This window comes from Nocardioides sp. NPDC023903 (assembly GCF_040639295.1).
GTDB lineage: Bacteria > Actinomycetota > Actinomycetes > Propionibacteriales > Nocardioidaceae > Nocardioides.
This window is the reverse complement of record NZ_JBEZZS010000013.1, coordinates 94,950-114,305: the sequence shown is the minus strand read 5'-3', so window position 1 is coordinate 114,305 and position 19,356 is coordinate 94,950. Positions and strand designations below refer to the sequence as shown.

Sequence of the window (19,356 nt, the reverse complement as noted above, 5' to 3'; positions counted from 1 at the left end):
CGTCCTTGACGCCGGTCCAGATCGAGAGACTCTCGAAGAACGGGTCGGCGGCCCAGCCCAGCCAGAGAAATCGGCCCCATCCAAACGCCAGACCAAGACCCCAACCGAACCCACGCGGCGAGCAGCCGAAAGCTACTTCACCGTCCGCGCAACCTCCGGCAACTCACCCGACTCACGCAACGAGTCGAGCAGATCACCGGGCAGGATCCAGACAGTTGCATACGGGAAGGGCCGCTCGCGCAGCATCACCGCTCCGGTGACGTACGCCGGCTCGCCGTCCGGGCAGGAGAAGACGATGTCGTCACCCCACTCCCACTCGCGCTCGACGATCGTGGGGAGCATCCACCACATCAGCCAGTTGCGCTCGGAGTTCATCGCCGAGGGGCGGCGGGGGCAGTTGTCGTCGTAGGCGACGACCGCGTCGGGGTGCTCGGCGAGGATCGAGCGCAGGTCGTCGACGACCGGGGTGGCGTGGTCGAAGCGGTCGTGGAACTCGTCGGAGGCGACGTCGGCGACGGCAGATCCGGCGGTGCCAACGACGAGGACGAGCGCCGTGACGACGACCGAGCGGACCCGGTCACCCAGCCGCGGGCTGAACCGGGAGAGGGCGGCGAGGAGCGTCCAGATCGCCAGCGGAACCAGGGAGCACAGGGTCGCGATCAGCCAGAAGCGGTTGTCGTTGGTGAACGACGGGATCGGCCCCGGCTGCGGGAACTCTCCGTCCGGAAGCGCCCACCACCACGGGATCGCGCCCGGGATGTGCGCCGGGGTGGTGTAGGCCCAGGTGGGGGCGTCGGGGGCGACGACGAGGATCGTCACCAGCGAGATCCCGGCGACGATCACCCAGGTCCAGACGAGGACCGCCCGGGAGCGTACGGCCTGGATCGCGGCGCACACCCCGGCCAGCACGAGGACCGCGAAGACCGGGTCGATGTAGCGCCCGTAGATCCAGTAGTCGAAGCGCCGCCACTCCATGGTGAACAGCGAGTACTCGTTGCCCCAGTTCAGGCAGCTGAGGACGTACATCGACCCGGCCGCGATCAGCACGAACCCAGCCGGCCCCACCTGACGCGAGCGGAGCTCCTTCCAGAACAGGGCGGTCACCACGACGAGGCCGACGACCACGACGCCGAAGCTCCCGATCATCTGCGTCCAGGCCTCGCCTGCGAAGGTGTCGACCCAGTACCGCCGGTTGGCCTGCACGACCTTGTCGAAGAAGCCCTGCGCCTGGATGAAGTTCCACGGCACCAGCTGCGCGTGGAACCAGAGCGCGGCCTTGTTGGCGACCACGGCGAGCACGCCGGTGGCGACCAACCCGACGAGGGCGATCTGCCACTTGCGTACCAAAAAGAAGATCAGCCACAGCGCGACCGCGGCGACGAAGACCTGCATCCGGGCGTGGGAGAAGAGCGCGAGCCCGGTGAGCAGGCTGAGCAGGAGTACGCCGCGATAGGTCGGCTTATCCCAGAGCCGGAACGCCGCCAGGGTCGCCAGGACGACGAGCAGCGTGATCAGCCGCTCGGAGAGGATGTAGTCGGCCTGAATCGCGCGGGGCGGCAGGGCGATCACGATGGCGCCGGCGACCACGCCCTGCGCCGGAGTGACCCCGCTGAGCCGCACCGCGACCCGGGCCAGCGGCCAGATCGTGAGCATGCTGATCACCAGGCCGACGACGATCGCCATCTGGTAGAACGTGAAGACATTGGACGTGACCAGCCACAACGGCGCCAGCAGCACGCCCCACCCGGGGTAGTAGCCGGGGGTGTTCAGCTGCGGTGAGTCGAGCCCGAGGACGGTCCGTCCATGGATGACGGTGCCGATCTCGTCGTACATGAACGAGAGGTTGGAGCCCCAGGCGATGTAGACGTTGATCGCCAGAGCGACCACGACGGAGACGACAGCGGCGATGCGCCAGAACCGATCCACGCGGCGGAACTTATACCCACCTCATAGGCTCTGACGGGTGGACTCCCCGAAGCTGCCCATCCATCTGCGAATCATTCAGGATCCCCACGACCGGTCCGGCCATCTGCGCGCCGACGACGGCTGGGTCGAGAAGGCCTGGTTGGAGGAGACGACGAGGGTCCTCGTGGTCGCCGGCAACAGGGTCGAGCCGTCGGGCGAGACCGGAGTGAGGTGGCGTACGCCGGAGGCTTCTCCGGAGGGGATCCGGCTGCTCCTCGGCGACACCGCGGAAGGCGCCCGCTTCGCCGTGCTCACCGGTCGCGAGGAGGCCGGCGAGACATGGCGTGACCTGCGCGGGCTCTTCCCCGCGCTGCTCGCCGATACGACCGAGGCGAGCTTCCTGATGCACGCGATCGGCCTGGCCGAGTGGCACCGGGCGACCCGGTTCTGCTCCAGGTGCGGCGGCGCCCTCGAACCCCGCGCGGCCGGTCACGAGCTGGCCTGCGCGGAGGGACACGTGATCTTCCCGCGCACCGACCCGGCGGTGATCATGCTGGTGACGTCGGGGGAGCCCGGGAGCGATGATGAGCGATGCCTGCTCGGCAACCACACCCGCTGGCCCGCGCCCAACTTCTCCACCCTAGCCGGCTTCGTCGAGCCGGGGGAGTCGCTCGAGGACGCGGTGCGTCGCGAGGTCGCCGAGGAGGTCGGCGTACGCGTCGGGCAGGTCGACTACTTCGGCAACCAGCCCTGGCCGCTGCCGGCCAGCCTGATGCTCGGCTTCTTCGCGCGTGCGGTGTCGACCGACATCACGGTCGACGAGGACGAGATCCGCGAGGCGCGCTGGTTCACCCGCGCGGAACTCGCCGCGGTCGCGGAGAGCGGTGAGATCAAGCTGCCCAGCGGCATCTCGATCAGCCGCTCGCTGGTCGAGGAGTGGTACGGCGGGGAGCTTCCCGGCTCGTGGTGACCCGCGTCAGACCAGCTCGGCGAGCTTCGCCTTGACCTGAGCGATCGACGGGTTGGTCATCGCGGTGCCGTCGGCGTAGACGAGGGTCGGGACCGTCTGGTTGCCGCCGTTGACCTGCTCGACGATCTGCGCGGCCTCGGGGACCTGCTCGATGTCGACCTCGTCGAAGGTGATGTCTTCACGGCCGAGCTGACCCTTGAGTCGCTGGCAGTATCCACACCAGGGTGTGGTGTACATCGTGAAGCTGCTCATTGGGGGGCTCTCCTCATCAGAACTGTCGGTGCGAGCCAATAGTCTTGACCCGCAAGGCATAACGTTCCCACCCCGAGGAGCCATTCCCAATTGAACCCTGCCCCGCCCATGACCCCCGAGTCCCTCCTCGCCGCCCTCGACCCTGAGCAACGCCGGGTGGCGGAGGCACTGCGGGGTCCGGTCCGGGTGCTGGCGGGCGCGGGGACCGGCAAGACCCGGGCGATCACCCACAGGATCGCCTACGGCGTCGCCACCGGGGTCTACGCTCCCCAGGAGATCCTCGCGGTCACCTTCACCACCCGCGCCGCGGGGGAGATGCGGCAGCGGCTGCGCGGGATGGGCGCCGGTGCGGTCCAGGCGCGTACCTTCCACTCCGCCGCCCTGCGCCAGCTGCGGTTCTTCTGGCCGAAGGTCTACGGCACCGAGCTGCCCAACCTGACCGAGTCGAAGATCCCGCTCATCCGCGCGGCCGCGCAGCGCCAGCGGATCAACGTCGACCAGGCCCAGGCGCGCGACCTGGCCTCGGAGATCGAGTGGTCGAAGGTCTCCAACGTCCACCCCGACGACTACCCGAAGTCGGCCGAGTCGCGGGGCCGGGAGGTCGGCGGCCTGACCCCGTCGATGGTGGGACACATCTATGCGGCCTACGAGGACGTCAAGCGCACCCAGGCGCGCATGGACATGGAGGACGTACTGCTCCTGACCGCGGGTCTCCTGGAGCACGACGAGCGCGTCGCGGCGCAGGTCAGGCGGCAGTACAAGTGGTTCACCGTCGATGAGTTCCAAGACGTGTCGCCGCTGCAGTCGGCGCTGCTCGACCTGTGGCTGGGCGGGCGCAGCGAGCTCTGCGTCGTCGGCGACCCGGCGCAGACGATCTACACCTTCGCCGGCGCCGACGCCACCTACCTGCGTGACTTTCCGAAGAAGCATCCTGCCGCCACCTCGGTCGAGCTGGTCCGCAACTACCGCTCCACCCCGCAGATCGTGAAGGCCGCCAACAAGATCCTGGAAGGTACGCCGAGCGCCGGTGTCCAGCTGCAGGCGCAGCGCGACGCCGGTCCGGCAGTCGAGCACGTCGAGCAGCCCGACGAGGTCGCCGAGGCCGAGGGCGTCGCCGCCGAGATCCTGCGTCTGCACCAGTCCGGCAAGCCCTACAACGAGATGGCGATCCTGTTCCGGATCAACGCCCAGTCGGAGGCGTACGAGGACGCGCTCACCGCGCGCAAGATTCCCTACGTCCTGCGCGGCGCCGCCAGGTTCTTCGACCGGCCCGAGGTCCGCGAGGCGGTGACCCGGATCCGCGGCGCGGCGCGAGGCGGCCAGGGCGCCGTGATCGGCGACGAGCTGCTGGAGTCGGTGCACGGGATCCTGGCCGGGATGGGCTGGACCTCCGAGCCGCCCGAGGGTCGCGGACAGACGCGCGACCGCTGGGAGTCGTGGCAGGCGCTGATCGACCAGGCCCGCACCTTCTCCGCCGCTGGCGGCGACCTGGCCGGCCTCGTCGCCGAGCTCGACCGTCGCGCGGCCGAGCAGCACGCACCGGTGCCGTCGGGCGTGACCCTGGCGACCTTCCACGCCGCCAAGGGGCTGGAGTGGGACTCGGTGTTCCTGGTCGGCCTCCAGGACGGCACGATGCCGTTCATCCTCCGTGGCGAGGAGCCGACCCCGGCCGAGATCGAAGAGGAGCGGCGGCTGCTCTACGTCGGCCTCACCCGGGCGCGGGTGGACCTGACCCTGTCCTGGGCGCTGGCACGCCAGCCGGGCCAGGCCGCGCGGCGCAGGCCGTCGCGGTTCCTCGACCCGCTGCGGCCGGCTCGGTCCGCGGCGCCGACCCGGCGCCCCGGCTCCGGCAAGGCGCGGATGTGCAAGGCCTGCGGCGGTCCGCTGGGCTCGGCCGCCGAGAAGCGGATGGGCCGTCACGAGGGCTGCGACGCGCCTTACGACGAGGAGCTCTACGGCCGGCTGAAGCAGTGGCGCAAGGAGACCGCCGAGGCCATCAGCAAGCCGGCGTTCGTGGTCTTCACCGACGCGACGCTGGAGCAGATCGCCGAGCAGAAGCCGGGCACCCTCCAGGATCTGCAGCGCATCGCCGGCATCGGCCGCAGCAAGGTGGAGACGTACGGCTCGGAAGTCCTTCAGGTGATCTCCGCCGAGGCCTAAAAGTCCTTCACGGAAATTCGTCGAAATCAACGGGTTTAATCGTTTGCGGCCGACCTGCCCGGCCGGTTACTGTTCTTTCATCAAGTAAAGCCGCGCGCCGTTGAGGCGCGCCCGACAGCCCCGAAGGAGGTGGCCCCAGTGAAGATCAACTCGAACCAGACGCCGATCAATGGCATCGCCATGTCCGCGTGCGGCCACCCCGAGCTGTCCTGCCCGACCTGGGCCACCCCGGCTGCCGGTGCCTTTATGGGCGCTGGCTACGGCACGCGCTTCGAGGGACTCGTGTCCCCGCAGGCGGATGCCATCAAGGTCAAGTCCCACGGGATTCGAGCCTGGAGCTGTCCGACTACGTAGAACCACGTAGTCACAGCAGCCTCCAGGCCGCGGAACCCGAAACCCGGGATCCGCGGCCTTTCTGTTTCTCAAAACCCGCGATCAGTCACAAAGGAGGTGTACATATGACCAGCATTCTCGAGCCCGAGGTCACTCTCGGCGTTCTCCACGACCGCGCCAACCGCTACGACGAGGACCAGCTGCCCTGCCGGGTCAACAACCCGGAGCTTTGGTTCGCCGAGTCCCCTGCCGACGTCGAGTTCGCCAAGGCGCTCTGCGCGACCTGCCCCGTGCAGCCGCTCTGCCTCGCCAGCGCTCTCGACCGGCGTGAGCCCTGGGGCGTCTGGGGCGGCCAGCTGCTCCTGCAGGGGAAGGTGATCCCCCGCAAGCGGCCCCGTGGCCGGCCCCGCAAGGACGCCGCCTGAACGACCGAACACCTCAACAACAGCAGCCGTTTCAACGACGAAAGGCCAACAGCCATGAACCCGATCGTGATGACCATGGGCGCCGGAGCCCGCTGACCAGCAGGAGATCGAAAAAGACATGAACACCAACCGAGTACGGAGCACTCAGATGAACTTGCTTTACGAAGACCTGGCGCGCGCGCAAATGTCCGCGCGCCTGGGAGAGGCGCGTGAACTGCGGCGAGGACATGCCCTCGTCAAGGCCGCTCGCCTGGGCCGCAAGGCCGAGCGAGCCGCCGTCCAGGCGAAGCTGGCTCTTGCCCGCGCGCTGTAAGTCCCGGATGGGACCCCAGACCTCACCCCTCTGATCGCGGGTGTGGAAGATGACCGGCCAGTCCGAGAAACCCTCGGACTGGCCGGTCCAATGTTTTTGCCGCGATCGATTAGAGGTCGGTGGCGATGATCCTCTCGATGTTCCGCTCCGCGAGGGCGGTGATCGTGACGAACGGGTTGACGCTCGTGTTGCCCGGAATGAGCGAGCCGTCGATGACGTAGAGACCGTTGTAACCGTGCAGCCGGCCGTAGTTGTCCGTCGCCTTGTTCAGGACGGCGCCGCCCAACGGGTGGTAGGTCAGGTGGTCGCCCCAGATCTTGTTGGTGCCGAAGAGGTCGGTCCGGTAGATCGTCCCTTCCGTCCTGTTGATCTTGTCGAAGATCGTCTTCGCCATCGTGATGGAGTCCTGCTTCCACGCGGTCTGCCACGACAGGTCGACCTTGCCCGTGGCCGAGTTGTAGCTGAACGCCGCCCGGCGCTGGGTCTTGGTGATCGCGAGATAGAAGGACGCGAACGTCTCGAGACCGGCAGGCAGCGGCGCGACCTCGGCGAAGGCGCCGCCGGCGTCCCAGTTGTCGATGCCCGAGCACGGGATCGTCGACTGCACGTCACCGGTCGGGTCCCACATGTGGTTGGCGCGCCCGACCATCACGTTGCCGTTGTCGCCCCATCCCTGGCCGACCTCGCCGTTCAGCGCGGGCAGCGCGCCCGTCGCCTTCAGCTTCACCAGCAGCTTGCTCGTACCGACGCTGCCGGCCGCGAAGAACACCTTGCCCGCATTGACCGTCTTCGTCGCCACCACGTCGCCGGCGGTGTTGATCTGTTCCAGGACGACGTCGTAGCCGCCGGCTGCCGCGGGCCGGACCGAGGTGGCCCGGTGCAGAGAGGAGATGGTGACCTTGCCTGTGGCGGCGGCCTGGGCGAGGTACGTCTTCGGCAGCGTCTTCTTGCCGTAGTTGTTTCCGTAGATGACCTCCTGGGCCAGCGCCGACTTCGGGACGCTGCCGTTGTCCTCGGCCATCATGTAGTTCCAGTCGTACACGTCCGGGACGAACGTCCACGCGAAGCCTGAGCGCTGAGCGTGCTTCCGGCCCACGCGTGAGTACTGGTAGTAGGAGGTCCGTTCGAACCAGGCGGGGTCGACGGATCCGACGCCGAGGGCGGCATTGGCCCGCGGGTAGTAGGTGGAATACATCTCCGCCGCATCCACCGAGGGGAGGACGGCTCCGAAGTTCTCCCGCTTCGGCGTGACGGCCATGCCTCCGTTGACGAGCGAGCCGCCACCGACGCCGCGTCCCTGGTAGACGGAGATCCCGGCGAAGTCCTCGGCATCGAGGATGCCGGCATGCTTGGTGATGTCCTTGTCGATGGGGAACCCGAGGAAGTTGCTGAGCGGCTGTTTGGTCCGCGTACGCATCCAGAAGGCGCGGTGATCCGGGCTGGTGATCTTCGGATGGATCTTGCCGTCGCTCCCTGGTGCGACTGTTGCCCAGTCCTGGCCCATCTCGACCATGTGGACGTTGATGCCGGCCTGGGCCAGCCTCAGGGCCGCGACCGAGCCGCCGTAGCCGGTGCCGATGACCAGCACCGGGACCTGCGCGCCGTTGCCGATCGACGACGCTGCGGCTGATGCCCAAGTCGGGCTGGCTCCGAATGCTCCTCCCAGCATCCCGACACCAGCCAGTGAGCCCGCGCCGAGCACGAATCCTCGGCGTGACAGGCCTCGCGACCTGTCCTCTCGTGGTGTGTTGCTCAAGATGACCTCCCTTTTCATCACTGATTGCTAGAACATGTTCTAGTATGCCGGTGGGGGTGTCACAGGTTTCGCAACATTCGCGCAAACCGGCAACGCAAACCAACCAGGGCAACCGGCAAGGGAGATCGCATGGTCAGCGCATGCGTTTGGGGCACGGGAAACATCGGTCGACTCGCCATCCGCGCGGTCGACGCACATCCACGACTCGAGCTGACGAGCGTGCTCGTCCACGACCCCGAGAAGGTCGGCCGGGACGCGGGCGACCTCGCGGATCTCGGCCGTGACCTCGGCGTCGCCGCCACCGACGACATCGACGCGGTGCTCGCGACACGTCCGCAGGCGGTCGTGTACGCAGCATCGGGCGACATCCGACCGGACGAGGCCCTCGCCGACATCGTGCGAGCGCTCGGGACCGGGGCCGTGGTGGTCACGCCCGCCCTCTACGCGCTCTACGACCAGCGCAACGCCCCTCCGGAGATGCGCGAGCCGGTGCTGGCCGCGATCGCTGAGGGCAGCGGGTCCCTCTTCGTCTCCGGTGTCGACCCCGGGTGGGCCAACGACGTGCTGCCGCTGCTCGTCAGCGGCCTGGGCAGCACCGTGGACGTCGTCCGGTGTCAGGAGATCTTCGACTACTCGACCTACGACCAGCCCGACTCCGTCCGCTATCTCGTCGGGATGGGCCAGCCGATGGACTACGACGCCCCGATGCTCGCGGAGACCGTCCCGACCATGGTGTGGGGCGGCCAGGTCAGGCTGCTGGCCCGGGCCCTCGAGGTCGAGCTCGACGAGATCCGGGAGACCGTCGAGCGGCTGCCGCTGGACGAGACGGTGGCCACCGCGTCGATGGGCGACTTCGAGAAGGGCACCCAGGGTGCGGTCCGCTTCGAGGTCCAGGGCATCGTCGCCGGTGAGCCGCTCATCGTCGTCGAGCACGTCACCCGCATCCATCCCTCCTGCGCCCCGCACTGGCCGACGCCACCCGATGGCGACGGTGCCCACCGGGTGATCATCGAGGGCGACCCGCGGATCGAGGTGACGGTCGAGGCGACCGACAAGGCCGGCAACCGGGCGGCGGGCGGCAACGCCACCGCGGTCGGACGGCTCGTCGGCGCGATCGAGTGGCTCGTCGACTCGGCTCCCGGCCTCTACGACGCGCTCGACGTCCCGCTTCGTCCGGCGACCGGCAAGCTCGGTGCGGCCAAGGTCGCCCAGGAAGGTGCGACCGCATGATCATCGATGTCCCCGAGGACAAGGACCCCATCGCGTACGTCTGGGGCGAGATGGTCCCCGGCATCGGCCCGGCCGCCGCCGGTCTCTCGCTAGCGGTCTACGAGCACACCACGCTCGGGCTCCGCGAGTTCGAGGCCGCCCGGTTGCGGATCGCGCAGATCAACGGCTGCGTCTTCTGCCTCGACTGGCGCACTGAACGAGACGGCGAGAAGGTCGAGGAGTCGTTCGCCGAGGCGGTCGAGCAGTGGCGTACGACCGACGCCTTCGACGATCGCACCCGGCTCGCCGCCGAGTTCGCCGAGCGCTATGCGATCGACCACCATGGCATCGACCAGGACTTCTGGGATCGGATGTCGGCCCACTACACCGATGCCGAGATCGTCGAGCTCAGCATGTGCCTCGGCTCGTGGCTGGCGTTCGGCCGCCTCAACCACGTTCTGGGCCTCGACACCGCCTGCGTCCTGCCGTCCGGGAGGTAACACGGCGCTGACATTCAGGTGATGCAGAATTTCGGTGTTGCACCCTCTGAACCGCAGGATTTCGACCTATCGTTGATACATGAAGACCTGCGATTTCTGCGGATGCTACGAGGCCGACCCCAACCGCCTCCTCGCGTGGACCACCGCGGTTGAGCGTGGGCGTTCGAAGTCGTTCTGCGAGGCCTGCTCGCGACGTCACGTGCGCTCCATGGAAGCCAAGCTCGACTCCGACTGGTGGGCCTGAGCACCACGCTCACATCCTCTGCGGCGCCTCGATCCCGAGGAGCCTGAGTCCCTCTGACAGCACTCGCCGGGTCGCCTCGCACAACGCGAGCCGGGTCTGCCTGACCTCACCCTCGGCCTTGAGCACCGGACAGATCTCGTAGAACGCCGTCAAGGCGGTCGCCAGACCATAGAGGTACGCGGTCAGGTGATGCGGCTCCAAGGTGTCGGCGACCTTCGCGACCACCGGCGCGAAGCCGGTCAGCTCCAGCGCCAGCCGCTGCTCGGCCGGGTGGGACAGGGTGCCGATGGCGCGATGTCCTGAGCCTGTCGAAGGGTACGTCTGCTGCGGAGCCTGCGCGAGGATGCTGCAGACCCGGGCATGGGCGTACTGCAGATACGGGCCGGTCTCGCCGGTGGTGGCCGACATCCGGGCGAGGTCGAAGACGTAGTCGCGGGCGAGGTTGTTGGAGAGGTCGGCGTACTTCACTGCGGCATTGGCCACGGCACGTACGACCCCGGGGCCGGCGTAGCTGGCCGCGGCCGCCTCCTCGGCGGCGTCGAGCAGCGCGGTCAGCGTGACCGTCTCGCCGGAGCGGGTCTTGAACGGGCGGCCGTCGGGGCCGAGCACGGTGCCGAAGCCGATGTGCTGGACCTCTACCGACTCGGGCAGCCAGCCGGCGGCTCGGGCGACGGCGAAGACCATCTCGAAGTGCTGGCTCTGCCGGTGGTCGACGATGTAGACGACCCGGTCCACGGCCAGGTCGTCGACGCGGTGCCGGATCGTGGCGAGGTCGGTGGCGGCGTACCCGAACCCACCGTCGGCCTTCCGCACGATCAGGGGCAGCGGCCCGCCGTCGCGGCCGGTGAAGCCGTCGGGGTAGACGACCTGGGCACCGGCCGACTCGGTCAGCAGACCCGATGCGCGTAGGTCGTCGACGACGCCCGGAAGCTGTGGGTTGTAGCGGCTCTCGCCGTCGAAGTCGTCGTCGGTCAGGAGTACGCCGAGCCGGCTGTAGGTGGCGTCGAACTCGGCCATCGAGGCGTCGACGAGCGCCTGCCAGAGCGCCAGGGTGGTCGGTTCGCCGGACTGGAGCGCGACCACCCGCCGCCGGGCGGAGCCGGCGAAAGCCGGGTCGTCGTCGAAGCGCGCCTTCGCCCGCCGGTAGAGCGCGAGCAGCTCGGTCATGTCCAGGTCGGCGACCGTCGCCGGGTCGTCGAGACCCTCTCCGAGCAGCTCCTCGACCAGCATCCCGAACTGGGTGCCCCAGTCGCCGAGGTGGTTCTGCCGTACGACGTCGTGGCCGGCGTAGGCCAGCACCCTGGCCAGGGCGTCGCCGATGACGGTGGAGCGCAGGTGGCCGACGTGCATCGGCTTGGCGACGTTGGGGGAGGAGTAGTCGACGACGACCCGTTTCGGGTTCTCCGGGGTGGGTACGCCCAGGTGTGGGTCGGTCAGCAGGTCGCTGACGGCCGCGCCGAGGACGGCGGGGGACCAGATGAGGTTGAGGAACCCGGCACCTGCCAGCTCGAGGGTTCCGAGGTCCTTGAGGTCGACCGCGTCGACGAGGCGGGCGCCGATCTCCCGCGGTGGCAGGCCGAGCGGACCGGCCAGCCGCAGCGGCAGGTTGGACTGGAGGTGGCCGAACTCGGGCCGGGTGGCCGGTCTCAGCTCGGGATCGATGCCGGCGTAGGCGTCGCCGAAGCAGGTGACGACGGCGTCCTGCAGGTATGCGGACAGGGCAAGAGTGTGCTCGTGCACGAGAGTGGTCCTAGAAGGTGAAGAGGGCAGGCTGACGCGAGGGCGGGGTCAGAGACCCATGCCTCGTCGTCGCAGCGCGCTCTTCGTGACCATGTCCGCAAGGGTGCCGGAGGCATCGACGGAGGTCAAGCCGGTTCGCCCGCCTCCGGCCCGGCCGAGGCGATCAGGTCCCAGGCGCAGCCGCAGTAGGGATGCCGCCGCCAGGGTCGGACGGTGGGCGCGTCGTCACGGGTGAGGATCACCGACGCCGACCACGAGGCCGGGGTGCGCCCGGCGAGGTAGGCGCGGGCGTCGCGTACGGCCCAAGAGAGCGCGAGCGACTGCAGCAACGCGTCGCTCGGCACCTCGTTGCCGACGAGCTGGCTCACGACCACGGCCCGCCGCTCGTCCTCCTCGGCGAGCGTCGCGTCGACGCAGCGAAGGCAGGCGGTGACCCCGGGTACGACCAGCGGACCCACCGTCCAGGTGTCGGGTCCGCTCTCGACGACGAGGTGTGCCCGGCCCTCGCGCACCATCTCGTCGGCTCGCTCGCGGTCCAGCGGCCCCTCCGAGAGGAGCACGACGATGTCCGGGTTGCTCGCTGTCGGAGCCGATCCGATCAGCGCCCGAGCCGCCGAGAGCAGTGCAGGCGGACCGTCGAAGCCCACCCGCGGTGGCGGCTCGCCGCCGTCCGCGTCCATCAGCAGGCCGGCGTTGCCCAGCTGCTGCATCGCGTGTCGTCCGGGCAGGTGGTCGGGCTCGACCGCCCGGCCGGCGGCGAGGTCGGTCAGCAGGCGGCGTACCTCCACGCCGTCCTGCACGATCGCCCGTCGTGGCGGGTCGATGCCGATCTGGAGTCGGGTCTCATCACGTCGTACGGCCACATACCCCGGCCGAATCCGGTAGCGCGTGCTCATGCCGGGAGTCTCACACCGCGCCAGGATTCCTGCACCGACAATCCACAGACCCTGTGGATAACTGCCGAGACGTCACGCGCGTCGGCCGAGTTGGCACTCGGGTGACGCTTCGGCCGACGGGGCTGACGCTTCGGCAAAACGTGGCAGCGGCGCCGCCGGACATGCCGGGGACGCCGCCGCGTGGGCTCAGGATGAGCTCAGTGATCAGGCCTTGCCCAAGATGCGGTTGAGGTTGGTGCTGCAGACGGGGCAGACAGCCTTGGCCATCTTGGTGCCCTTGTCGTTCACCCGGATCTCACCGGTTGCCTCGCGCTTCTCCTTGCACTTCACGCAGTAGAACTCGCCGCTCCAGGTCTCCGCCATGACGGCCTCCTTGCCTATATGTAACTGGTCGTCGCGACGGGGTTGTCAGGGAAGCCCGTCGGAAGCTCGTCATGACGAGCCAACTCGACCCTACGACACGCGGCGCTTCCTGCGGCAACACGGGCTACCAAGCGAGTGTCGGCGTGTTGGCGTCATACCGGGGGATTCGGGGCTTTCGAGGACGCATCGAAGGTCTGTCGAAGGCTCTCGCGAAGGTCTCGGGGTGGGGATAAAACTGGAGGGACCCCCGGTGCCTGGATCGTCCTTCGCCTTCCCCTTGCGAAGGCCGTCCGGCGGCGCCGGGGGTCCCACTGACATCGAACCTAAAGAGGATGTGGGAGCGCGTCAACGTCCCACTCCGCGTTGCTTGTGGACAAGATGTGGACAACCCCGCTTTGCTTGGGGACATCCGGTGGAAGACATGCGCTTTCCTGTGAGTAACCAAGGTGACCGAATGGAGAATATTCGGTTGAATCCAGACCTTGACCTGGGAAAAGCATTCTCCACCGCCTGTGGAGGCAAAAATAGTTGGAGGAAGATTTGGTGGACGAGCCGTTGTCGCCCGTCGCAGCCCTGCGTCGGATCGCATTCCTGCTCGAACGCGGACGCGAGGACACCTACAAGGTGAAGGCGTTCCGCGCCGCGGCGGCAGCGATCCTGCCCCTCTCCGAGGAGGACGTACGCCGTCGGGCGGCCGAGGGCACCCTGACCGAGCTGAGCGGGGTCGGGGCGAGCACTGCCAAGGTCATCACCGAGGCCGCGCGCGGCGAGGTTCCGCAGCGCCTGCAGGACACCGAGCGCATCCACGGCGGTCCGCTGACCGGAGCGGGGGAGGGGCTGCGGAGCAGGCTCCGGGGCGATCTGCACAGCCACTCCGACTGGTCCGACGGCGGCTCGCCGATCGAGGAGATGGCCTTCACCGCGATCGAGCTGGGTCATGAATACCTCGTGCTCACCGACCACAGTCCGCGTCTGACGATCGCCAACGGTCTCAGCGCCGCACGCCTGGAGCGCCAGCTCGGTGTCGTCGACGCGGTCAACGACCACCTCGCCGGACACGGGTTCACCCTCCTGAAGGGGATCGAGGTCGACATCCTCGACGACGGCAGCCTCGACCAGACCGACGAGATGCTCGCCAAGCTCCAGCTGCGGGTCGCCAGCGTCCACTCGAAGCTGAAGATGGAGAAGGAGCAGATGACGAAGCGGATGGTCACCGCGGTCTCCACGACCCGGATGAACGTGCTCGGTCACTGCACCGGCCGGCTGGTCACCGGAAACCGCGGCACCCGGCCCGGCAGCCAGTTCGACGCCCGCAAGGTCTTCGAGGCGTGTGCCGAGCACGGGGTCGCGGTCGAGATCAACTCCCGACCGGAGCGGAGAGACCCGCCGACCAAGCTTCTCGAGCTCGCTCGCGACGCTGGTTGCCTCTTCTCGATCGACTCCGACGCACACGCTCCGGGGCAGCTCGACTTCCTCGTCCTGGGGTGCGAACGAGCCGAAATGGCGGGTATCGAAGAGGAACGGATCATCAACACCTGGCCTCGGGATCGCCTGCTGGCCTGGGCGAACAGGTAGTTTCTTGACCTATGGACGGCCCGGAGATCGAGGTGCGACGCAGCAAGCGGCGTCGGCGTACGGTCTCCGCCTACCGTGACGGCGATCGCATCATCGTGATGATCCCGGCCGCGATGTCCCAGCGGGAGGAGGCCGAGTGGGTCGAGCAGATGGTCGCCCGCCTGGAGAAGGCCGAAAAGCGTCGCAAGCCCAGCGACGACGATCTGGTGCGGCGATCGGCCGCGCTGAGCGACCAGTACTTCGGCGGCCTGGCCAAGCCTGACTCCGTACGCTGGGTCGACAACCAGAACAGTCGCTGGGGCTCGTGCACCCCCGGCGACCGCTCGATCCGGCTCAGCGACCGGCTCCGGGGCATGCCGAGCTGGGTCATCGACTACGTCCTCGTCCACGAGCTCGCCCACCTCTTCGAGGCCAAGCACAACGAGGCCTTCTGGGCGTGGGTCGACCGATATCCCCAGGCCGAGCGTGCCAAGGGCTACCTCGCCGGCTGGTCCGCCGCCGCCAAGCTCCCCGCCCCTCCGGGTGAGGAGGAGGACGACGATGTCGAAGGGGTCGAAGAGATCGACTGACCCACTGCGTAGGTGAGCGCGACCGTGCCGAGACTCGTCGAGGCGATGTCCTCGAGCCGCAGGGAACACGGCGACGGCAGGTCGCCGAAGAGTCGCTTGCCGGTGCCGAGCAGCAACGGATGCACGAACAGCCGCAGCTCGTCGACGAGCCCGGCGCTCATCAGCTGACGGACGAGGTCACCGCTCCCGAGTGCGACGATGGTTCCCTTCCCCTCGGCCTTGAGGCCGGCGACGGCCTCGATGACGTCTCCCTCGAGCACGCTCGCACCGCTCCAAGCGAGGTCGTCGAGCGTGCGGGTCGCGACGTGCTTCGGAGTGGAGTTGAGGCTTGCCGCCATCGGGTTGGTGTCGGGCTGGGTCGGCCAGAACTCCGCCATCTTCTGGTAGGTCCGCCGTCCCATGACGTACGCCGAGGTGTGCGCACCGACGTCGGGGGAGAGGACCTCCCCGACCGCGGCGCCGTACGGCGCGCCCCACCCGCCGTGCTCGAATCCACCATCCCGGTCCTCCTCGGGGGAGCCCAGTCCTTGCATGACTCCGTCGACGCTCAGGAACTCCACGATCGCAACTTTTCGCATGACAACAGCCTGCGCCCTGCTCGAATCGACTGGCTTGAACGAAATCGACCGGCGATCATCGATGTATGACGGGCGTGACCCGCGAGATCGTACGACTGCCCACCCACCCCGGTCTGCGGGGTCTGGTGGCGGGCGTCGTCGGCTTCCGTGAGCAGTCGGCAGCGCCGCTCGAACGGCGTCAGCCCGCGGGCACCCTGCTGCCGCTGGTCCTCTCCTTCGGTGACCCGTTCGAGATCCTCGACGTCGCCGCGGGGGAGGGCGTCGGGACGTACGGGTCGTTCCTCTCCGGCTTCATGCCCGGTCCGGTCTCGACCCGGTCCGGTCGTAGCCACGCGTGCGTGCAGGTCTATCTGACGCCGCTCGGTGTCTCCCGGCTGCTCGGTGTCCCGGGTCGGGAGGTGGCCGGCAGGGTGATCGCGGCCGAGGACCTGATCCCGCAACTCGGGCCGTCCTTCTCGGATCAGCTCGCAGAGGCCGGTTCCTGGCGACCGCGGTTCGACCTGGTCCAGTCCACGCTGCTCGCGCGGGCCGATGGCCCGGCCGACCCGCTGGTCTCCTGGCTGTGGGACCGGATCAACGAGTCCGGGGGTCAGGTGCGCATCCGGGACCTCGTGGCTGAGACCGGATGGAGCCACCGGTATGTCACGGCCTGCTTCCAGCGCGCCGTCGGACTCACCCCGAAGGCGGCTGCCGGTGTCGTACGTTTCGAGCGTGCCGCCGCCGACATCTCGACAAGCTCGATACATCGCCTCGGCACGCTGACCGTCGCCGAGGTCGCCGCCCGTCACGGCTATGCCGACCAGAGCCATCTGACCCGCGACGTCGTCAGGTACGCAGGTGAACCGCCGTCCGCGCTCGCCGTCAGCCAGCGCCCGACCGCGCACACCGCCCTCGGTACGACCCCGGGAGGCCTCTAGAGACGAGCCTGCGCGAGCTTGATGAGCTCGATCAGGTTGTCCTCGGGGTCGGGGATCGAGTCGACCGGCCACCAACGTACGTCCAGCGACTCCTCGCTCACCTCCGGAACCGCACCGGCGGGAGCGACGGCCATGAAGCGTACGTCGAGGTGGTGGACGTCCCCGGAAGGAGCGCAGAAGGGCACCGGGTGCTCGGAGAGCTGCACCAGCTCGGGCAGCGGGACCAGGTCGGGCACCCCGGACTCCTCACGAAGCTCGCGGGCAGCGGCCGCCCACAGGGTCGCGTCGTCCTGCTCGAGATGACCACCGAACTGGAACCAGCGCCGCGCCTTGCGGTGATGGGTCAGCAGCACCGAGGAACCGTCGTCGGAGAGCACCACGCACGAGGCCGTCAGGTGGTCGGGGACGCACGACTTGAAGACTCCGGTGGGCTCGGCCTCGAGATGGGAGACGTAGCGCTGCCGCAAGGTCTCCTGGGGAGCCGACGGCGCGTCCCACGCCCGCAGGTTCGCGAGCGCGTCAGCGTGCAAGCTCACTCGTCAGCGTCTCCGCCGAGCAGCTTCTTGAGCTCCGCGTCGAAGTCGATCGAGTCGACGTCCGGAGCCTCGGCGCCCTCACGGAAGCCGAGCGGGTCGTCGAGGTCGGCCGAGGTGGGCAGCAGCGCCGGGGACATCCAGACGCCGTCACGGGCCTCGATGCCCTGTCGGGTGCGCAGCGAGCCCCACAGCGCGGCCGCATCCCGCAGCCGTCGTGGCCGCAGGTCGAGGCCGACGAGCGTCGCGAAGGTCTGCTCGGCCGGACCGCCGGCAGCCCGGCGGCGGCGTACGGCCTCCTGCAGCTGCGCCGCGACCGGCATCCTCTCGGCGGTGGCCAGGGCGACGACCTCGTCGACCCAGCCCTCCACGAGCGCCAGCACGATCTCGAGCCGCTCCAGCGCCGCCTTCTGCGCGGGCGAGTCGGGCACCTCGAACATGCCTTCCTCGAACATGTTCTGCAGCTGGGAGGGGTCCTGCATCGCGGAGAGGTCCAGGCCGCGCATCTGCTCCTCGATGCGCTGCTGCATGGCCTCCATGTTGAGCTCGACGCCTCGCGCGTAGTCGGTGACGGCCGAGACCACGTGGTCACGCAGCCACGGCACGCCGGCGAAGAGCCGCTGGTGGGCGGCCTCGCGCAGGGCCAGGAAGAGCAGCACGTCGTCGGTGCTGACGCCCAGGCCCTCGGCGAAGGGCTCGACGTTGACCGGCAGCAGCGCGGCCTGACCGGGCTCGGTCAGCGGGATGCCGATGTCGGAGACGGAGATGACCTCGCCGGCGAGATGGCCGAGGCCGGTGCCGGCCTGGTTCGCGTACAACGCGCCCATCGCCTTCCCGACGAACCCGATCATCGGGCCCATCTGGGCCTTCATGTCCTCGGGGAGCTGACCGCTCATCGCGGCCGCGGTCGAGGCCGCGACAGGCTCGATCAGCGGCTTCCACGCGTCCAGCGTGTTGACCAGCCACTCCGCCTTCGACCAGGCGGTGGCGGACTTCACGCCGGAGGGGAACGACGTGGTCTCCTCCAACCAGTGGTCGGCCAGCTGGATCGCGTCGGCGACCGCGTCCTTCTGCCGCTGAGAAGGCGTCGGGTCGGGCGAGGACGCGGCTACCTTGCGGGCGAGGTCCATCGCGACGTCCCAGTTCAGCGGGCCGTCATAGGGCTGTAGCAGCGACTGGATCTGACCGAAGATCTGGCTCAGGTCAGGCATGCCGCCGGGGCCTCCGCCGACGCCGCCGATAGGAAAACCACCGAAGAATGCTTCAAAGGGCGTGCCCTTGAAGGGGTTCTCCGGCTCCTCCGGCTCGTCGGGGCCACCTGGGGTCTGACTCATATGTCCAGCCTACGCGGTTACGGAAGCCCGCTGTCAGCAAGCACTACCCTGTTCCTATGGCTGAACCGAAGAATGGCGCCGTCAAGCTTCTCGACATCCGGGAGACCCCTCTCGATGTCACCGAGGTGTTGGACGCACTCGACGACGACGCTTCCGGCGGGGTGACGCTCTTCGTCGGCCGCGTACGTGATCACGACGGGGGCAAGGGTGTGACCGGCCTCGACTACCAGGCCCATCCGAGCGCCCTCGCCCGCCTCGCGGACGTCGCCGAGAAGGTCGCCGCCGACCACGGCGTCGCGGGTGTCGCCGCCGTCCACCGCACCGGCCACCTCGACATCGGCGACATCGCCGTCATCGTGGCCACCGCCTCCGGCCATCGCGGCGAGGCCTTCGCCGCCTCCCGCGACCTCATCGACACCCTCAAGGCCGAGGTGCCGATCTGGAAGCACCAGGTCTTCACCGACGGCACCGACGAGTGGGTCGGCGCGCCCTGATGCGCGGCGTTGTGCTCACCAAATAGGCTGCGTACGTGGACATCCTGCTCTGGCTCGTACCGTCTGCGGTCATCACCGTGCTGGCGATGGCCTGGGTCGCGTTCCTCGGACGTGAGGGGCGCGAGCAGGACCGCGAAGAGGTCGTACGCCGCCTCGGCATCGCGCTGGAGAAGGAGAAGACGCGCGAGCGCTCGAGAAGGTACGCAGCGCCTCAGCCGCCGCCCGACAGGTCGACCGGAGTCGCGGTCCGTGTCAACCGCGACGCCTCTTAGGGTGCAGTTGGTCCCGAA

The 19,356-nt window shown here is 68.7% G+C and carries 22 protein-coding genes; 13 read left to right on the top strand and 9 right to left on the bottom strand.

Annotated elements, in window-relative coordinates; genetic code table 11:
- Positions 1-132 precede the first annotated feature (132 nt).
- Positions 133-1,926: a hypothetical protein gene (locus AB0F44_RS15790; RefSeq protein ID WP_357356932.1), complete on the bottom strand. Its 1,794-nt coding sequence runs from the start codon at positions 1,924-1,926 to the stop codon at positions 133-135.
- Between the two features lie 37 nt (positions 1,927-1,963).
- Between AB0F44_RS15790 and nudC the strand changes: the two genes are divergently transcribed.
- A complete protein-coding gene (gene nudC / locus AB0F44_RS15785) occupies positions 1,964-2,875 on the top strand; it encodes an NAD(+) diphosphatase (protein WP_357356930.1) in 912 nt (303 codons plus the stop codon).
- Positions 2,876-2,881: 6 nt separating this feature from the next.
- Here nudC and AB0F44_RS15780 read toward each other — a convergent pair whose 3' ends face one another.
- Positions 2,882-3,127, bottom strand: a complete 246-nt coding sequence (locus AB0F44_RS15780) for a mycoredoxin (protein WP_091051217.1) — start codon at positions 3,125-3,127, stop codon at positions 2,882-2,884.
- Positions 3,128-3,235: 108 nt separating this feature from the next.
- On the opposite strand from AB0F44_RS15780, the gene AB0F44_RS15775 reads away from it, so the two are divergent.
- From AB0F44_RS15775 to AB0F44_RS15760, 4 genes are all read left to right on the top strand, one after another.
- Entirely contained in the window at positions 3,236-5,287 is a 2,052-nt protein-coding gene (locus tag AB0F44_RS15775) for an ATP-dependent DNA helicase UvrD2 (protein WP_357356928.1), read from the top strand.
- Positions 5,288-5,425: 138 nt separating this feature from the next.
- On the top strand, positions 5,426-5,641 hold the full coding sequence (locus tag AB0F44_RS15770) for a hypothetical protein (protein WP_357356926.1): 216 nt from the start codon (positions 5,426-5,428) through the stop codon (positions 5,639-5,641).
- A gap of 104 nt (positions 5,642-5,745) precedes the next feature.
- Positions 5,746-6,045: a WhiB family transcriptional regulator gene (locus tag AB0F44_RS15765; RefSeq protein ID WP_141802912.1), complete on the top strand. Its 300-nt coding sequence runs from the start codon at positions 5,746-5,748 to the stop codon at positions 6,043-6,045.
- Between the two features lie 148 nt (positions 6,046-6,193).
- Positions 6,194-6,358 (top strand): hypothetical protein, encoded by a 165-nt coding sequence (locus AB0F44_RS15760; RefSeq protein WP_229788002.1) that lies wholly within the window; start codon positions 6,194-6,196, stop codon positions 6,356-6,358.
- Positions 6,359-6,467: 109 nt separating this feature from the next.
- On the opposite strand, the gene AB0F44_RS15755 is transcribed toward AB0F44_RS15760, so the two are convergent.
- Entirely contained in the window at positions 6,468-8,114 is a 1,647-nt protein-coding gene (locus AB0F44_RS15755; protein WP_357356923.1) for a GMC oxidoreductase, read from the bottom strand.
- 129 nt (positions 8,115-8,243) lie between these two features.
- Between AB0F44_RS15755 and AB0F44_RS15750 the strand changes: the two genes are divergently transcribed.
- The 3 genes from AB0F44_RS15750 to AB0F44_RS15740 all read left to right on the top strand — a co-directional run bounded on the left by AB0F44_RS15750 (position 8,244) and on the right by AB0F44_RS15740 (position 10,067).
- Positions 8,244-9,344, top strand: a complete 1,101-nt coding sequence (locus AB0F44_RS15750; RefSeq protein ID WP_357356921.1) for a dihydrodipicolinate reductase — start codon at positions 8,244-8,246, stop codon at positions 9,342-9,344.
- On the top strand, positions 9,341-9,823 hold the full coding sequence (locus tag AB0F44_RS15745) for a carboxymuconolactone decarboxylase family protein (RefSeq protein WP_350659421.1): 483 nt from the start codon (positions 9,341-9,343) through the stop codon (positions 9,821-9,823). The genes AB0F44_RS15750 and AB0F44_RS15745 overlap by 4 nt, the downstream gene beginning before the upstream one ends.
- A 79-nt stretch (positions 9,824-9,902) precedes the next feature.
- Positions 9,903-10,067 (top strand): hypothetical protein, encoded by a 165-nt coding sequence (locus tag AB0F44_RS15740; protein WP_168381087.1) that lies wholly within the window; start codon positions 9,903-9,905, stop codon positions 10,065-10,067.
- A gap of 9 nt (positions 10,068-10,076) precedes the next feature.
- Here AB0F44_RS15740 and argS read toward each other — a convergent pair whose 3' ends face one another.
- The 3 genes from argS to AB0F44_RS15725 all read right to left on the bottom strand — a co-directional run bounded on the left by argS (position 10,077) and on the right by AB0F44_RS15725 (position 13,066).
- On the bottom strand, positions 10,077-11,774 hold the full coding sequence (gene argS, locus AB0F44_RS15735; RefSeq protein WP_357356979.1) for an arginine--tRNA ligase: 1,698 nt from the start codon (positions 11,772-11,774) through the stop codon (positions 10,077-10,079).
- 158 nt (positions 11,775-11,932) lie between these two features.
- A complete protein-coding gene (locus tag AB0F44_RS15730; RefSeq protein ID WP_357356919.1) occupies positions 11,933-12,703 on the bottom strand; it encodes a hypothetical protein in 771 nt (256 codons plus the stop codon).
- 204 nt (positions 12,704-12,907) lie between these two features.
- Entirely contained in the window at positions 12,908-13,066 is a 159-nt protein-coding gene (locus AB0F44_RS15725) for a DUF5679 domain-containing protein (protein WP_091051197.1), read from the bottom strand.
- A 543-nt stretch (positions 13,067-13,609) separates the two neighbouring features.
- On the opposite strand from AB0F44_RS15725, the gene AB0F44_RS15720 reads away from it, so the two are divergent.
- Together AB0F44_RS15720 and AB0F44_RS15715 are read left to right on the top strand one after the other, a co-directional pair.
- Positions 13,610-14,641: a PHP domain-containing protein gene (locus tag AB0F44_RS15720; protein WP_357356917.1), complete on the top strand. Its 1,032-nt coding sequence runs from the start codon at positions 13,610-13,612 to the stop codon at positions 14,639-14,641.
- Between the two features lie 11 nt (positions 14,642-14,652).
- Entirely contained in the window at positions 14,653-15,210 is a 558-nt protein-coding gene (locus AB0F44_RS15715; protein ID WP_357356915.1) for a M48 family metallopeptidase, read from the top strand.
- Here AB0F44_RS15715 and AB0F44_RS15710 read toward each other — a convergent pair.
- Positions 15,117-15,788, bottom strand: coding sequence for a dihydrofolate reductase family protein (locus AB0F44_RS15710; protein WP_357356913.1), 672 nt, complete (start codon positions 15,786-15,788; stop codon positions 15,117-15,119). The two genes, AB0F44_RS15715 and AB0F44_RS15710, sit on opposite strands and share 94 nt — an antisense overlap.
- A 65-nt stretch (positions 15,789-15,853) precedes the next feature.
- Here AB0F44_RS15710 and AB0F44_RS15705 point away from each other — a divergent pair, with 65 nt between their 5' ends.
- The gene (locus AB0F44_RS15705; protein ID WP_357356911.1) at positions 15,854-16,705 is read left to right on the top strand and encodes an AraC family transcriptional regulator; all 852 of its coding nucleotides are present in this window, start codon (positions 15,854-15,856) and stop codon (positions 16,703-16,705) included.
- On the opposite strand, the gene AB0F44_RS15700 is transcribed toward AB0F44_RS15705, so the two are convergent.
- Together AB0F44_RS15700 and AB0F44_RS15695 are read right to left on the bottom strand one after the other, a co-directional pair.
- Positions 16,702-17,241 (bottom strand): NUDIX hydrolase, encoded by a 540-nt coding sequence (locus tag AB0F44_RS15700; protein WP_357356909.1) that lies wholly within the window; start codon positions 17,239-17,241, stop codon positions 16,702-16,704. The genes AB0F44_RS15705 and AB0F44_RS15700 overlap by 4 nt on opposite strands.
- On the bottom strand, positions 17,238-18,572 hold the full coding sequence (locus tag AB0F44_RS15695) for a zinc-dependent metalloprotease (protein WP_350659429.1): 1,335 nt from the start codon (positions 18,570-18,572) through the stop codon (positions 17,238-17,240). Before AB0F44_RS15695 ends, AB0F44_RS15700 begins: the two co-directional genes overlap by 4 nt.
- A gap of 56 nt (positions 18,573-18,628) precedes the next feature.
- Here AB0F44_RS15695 and AB0F44_RS15690 point away from each other — a divergent pair, with 56 nt between their 5' ends.
- Together AB0F44_RS15690 and AB0F44_RS15685 are read left to right on the top strand one after the other, a co-directional pair.
- The gene (locus AB0F44_RS15690) at positions 18,629-19,066 is read left to right on the top strand and encodes a molybdenum cofactor biosynthesis protein MoaE (protein ID WP_357356907.1); all 438 of its coding nucleotides are present in this window, start codon (positions 18,629-18,631) and stop codon (positions 19,064-19,066) included.
- Between the two features lie 35 nt (positions 19,067-19,101).
- Complete coding sequence (locus AB0F44_RS15685) at positions 19,102-19,338, top strand: hypothetical protein (RefSeq protein WP_160027430.1); 237 nt, start codon at positions 19,102-19,104, stop codon at positions 19,336-19,338.
- Positions 19,339-19,356 lie beyond the last annotated feature (18 nt).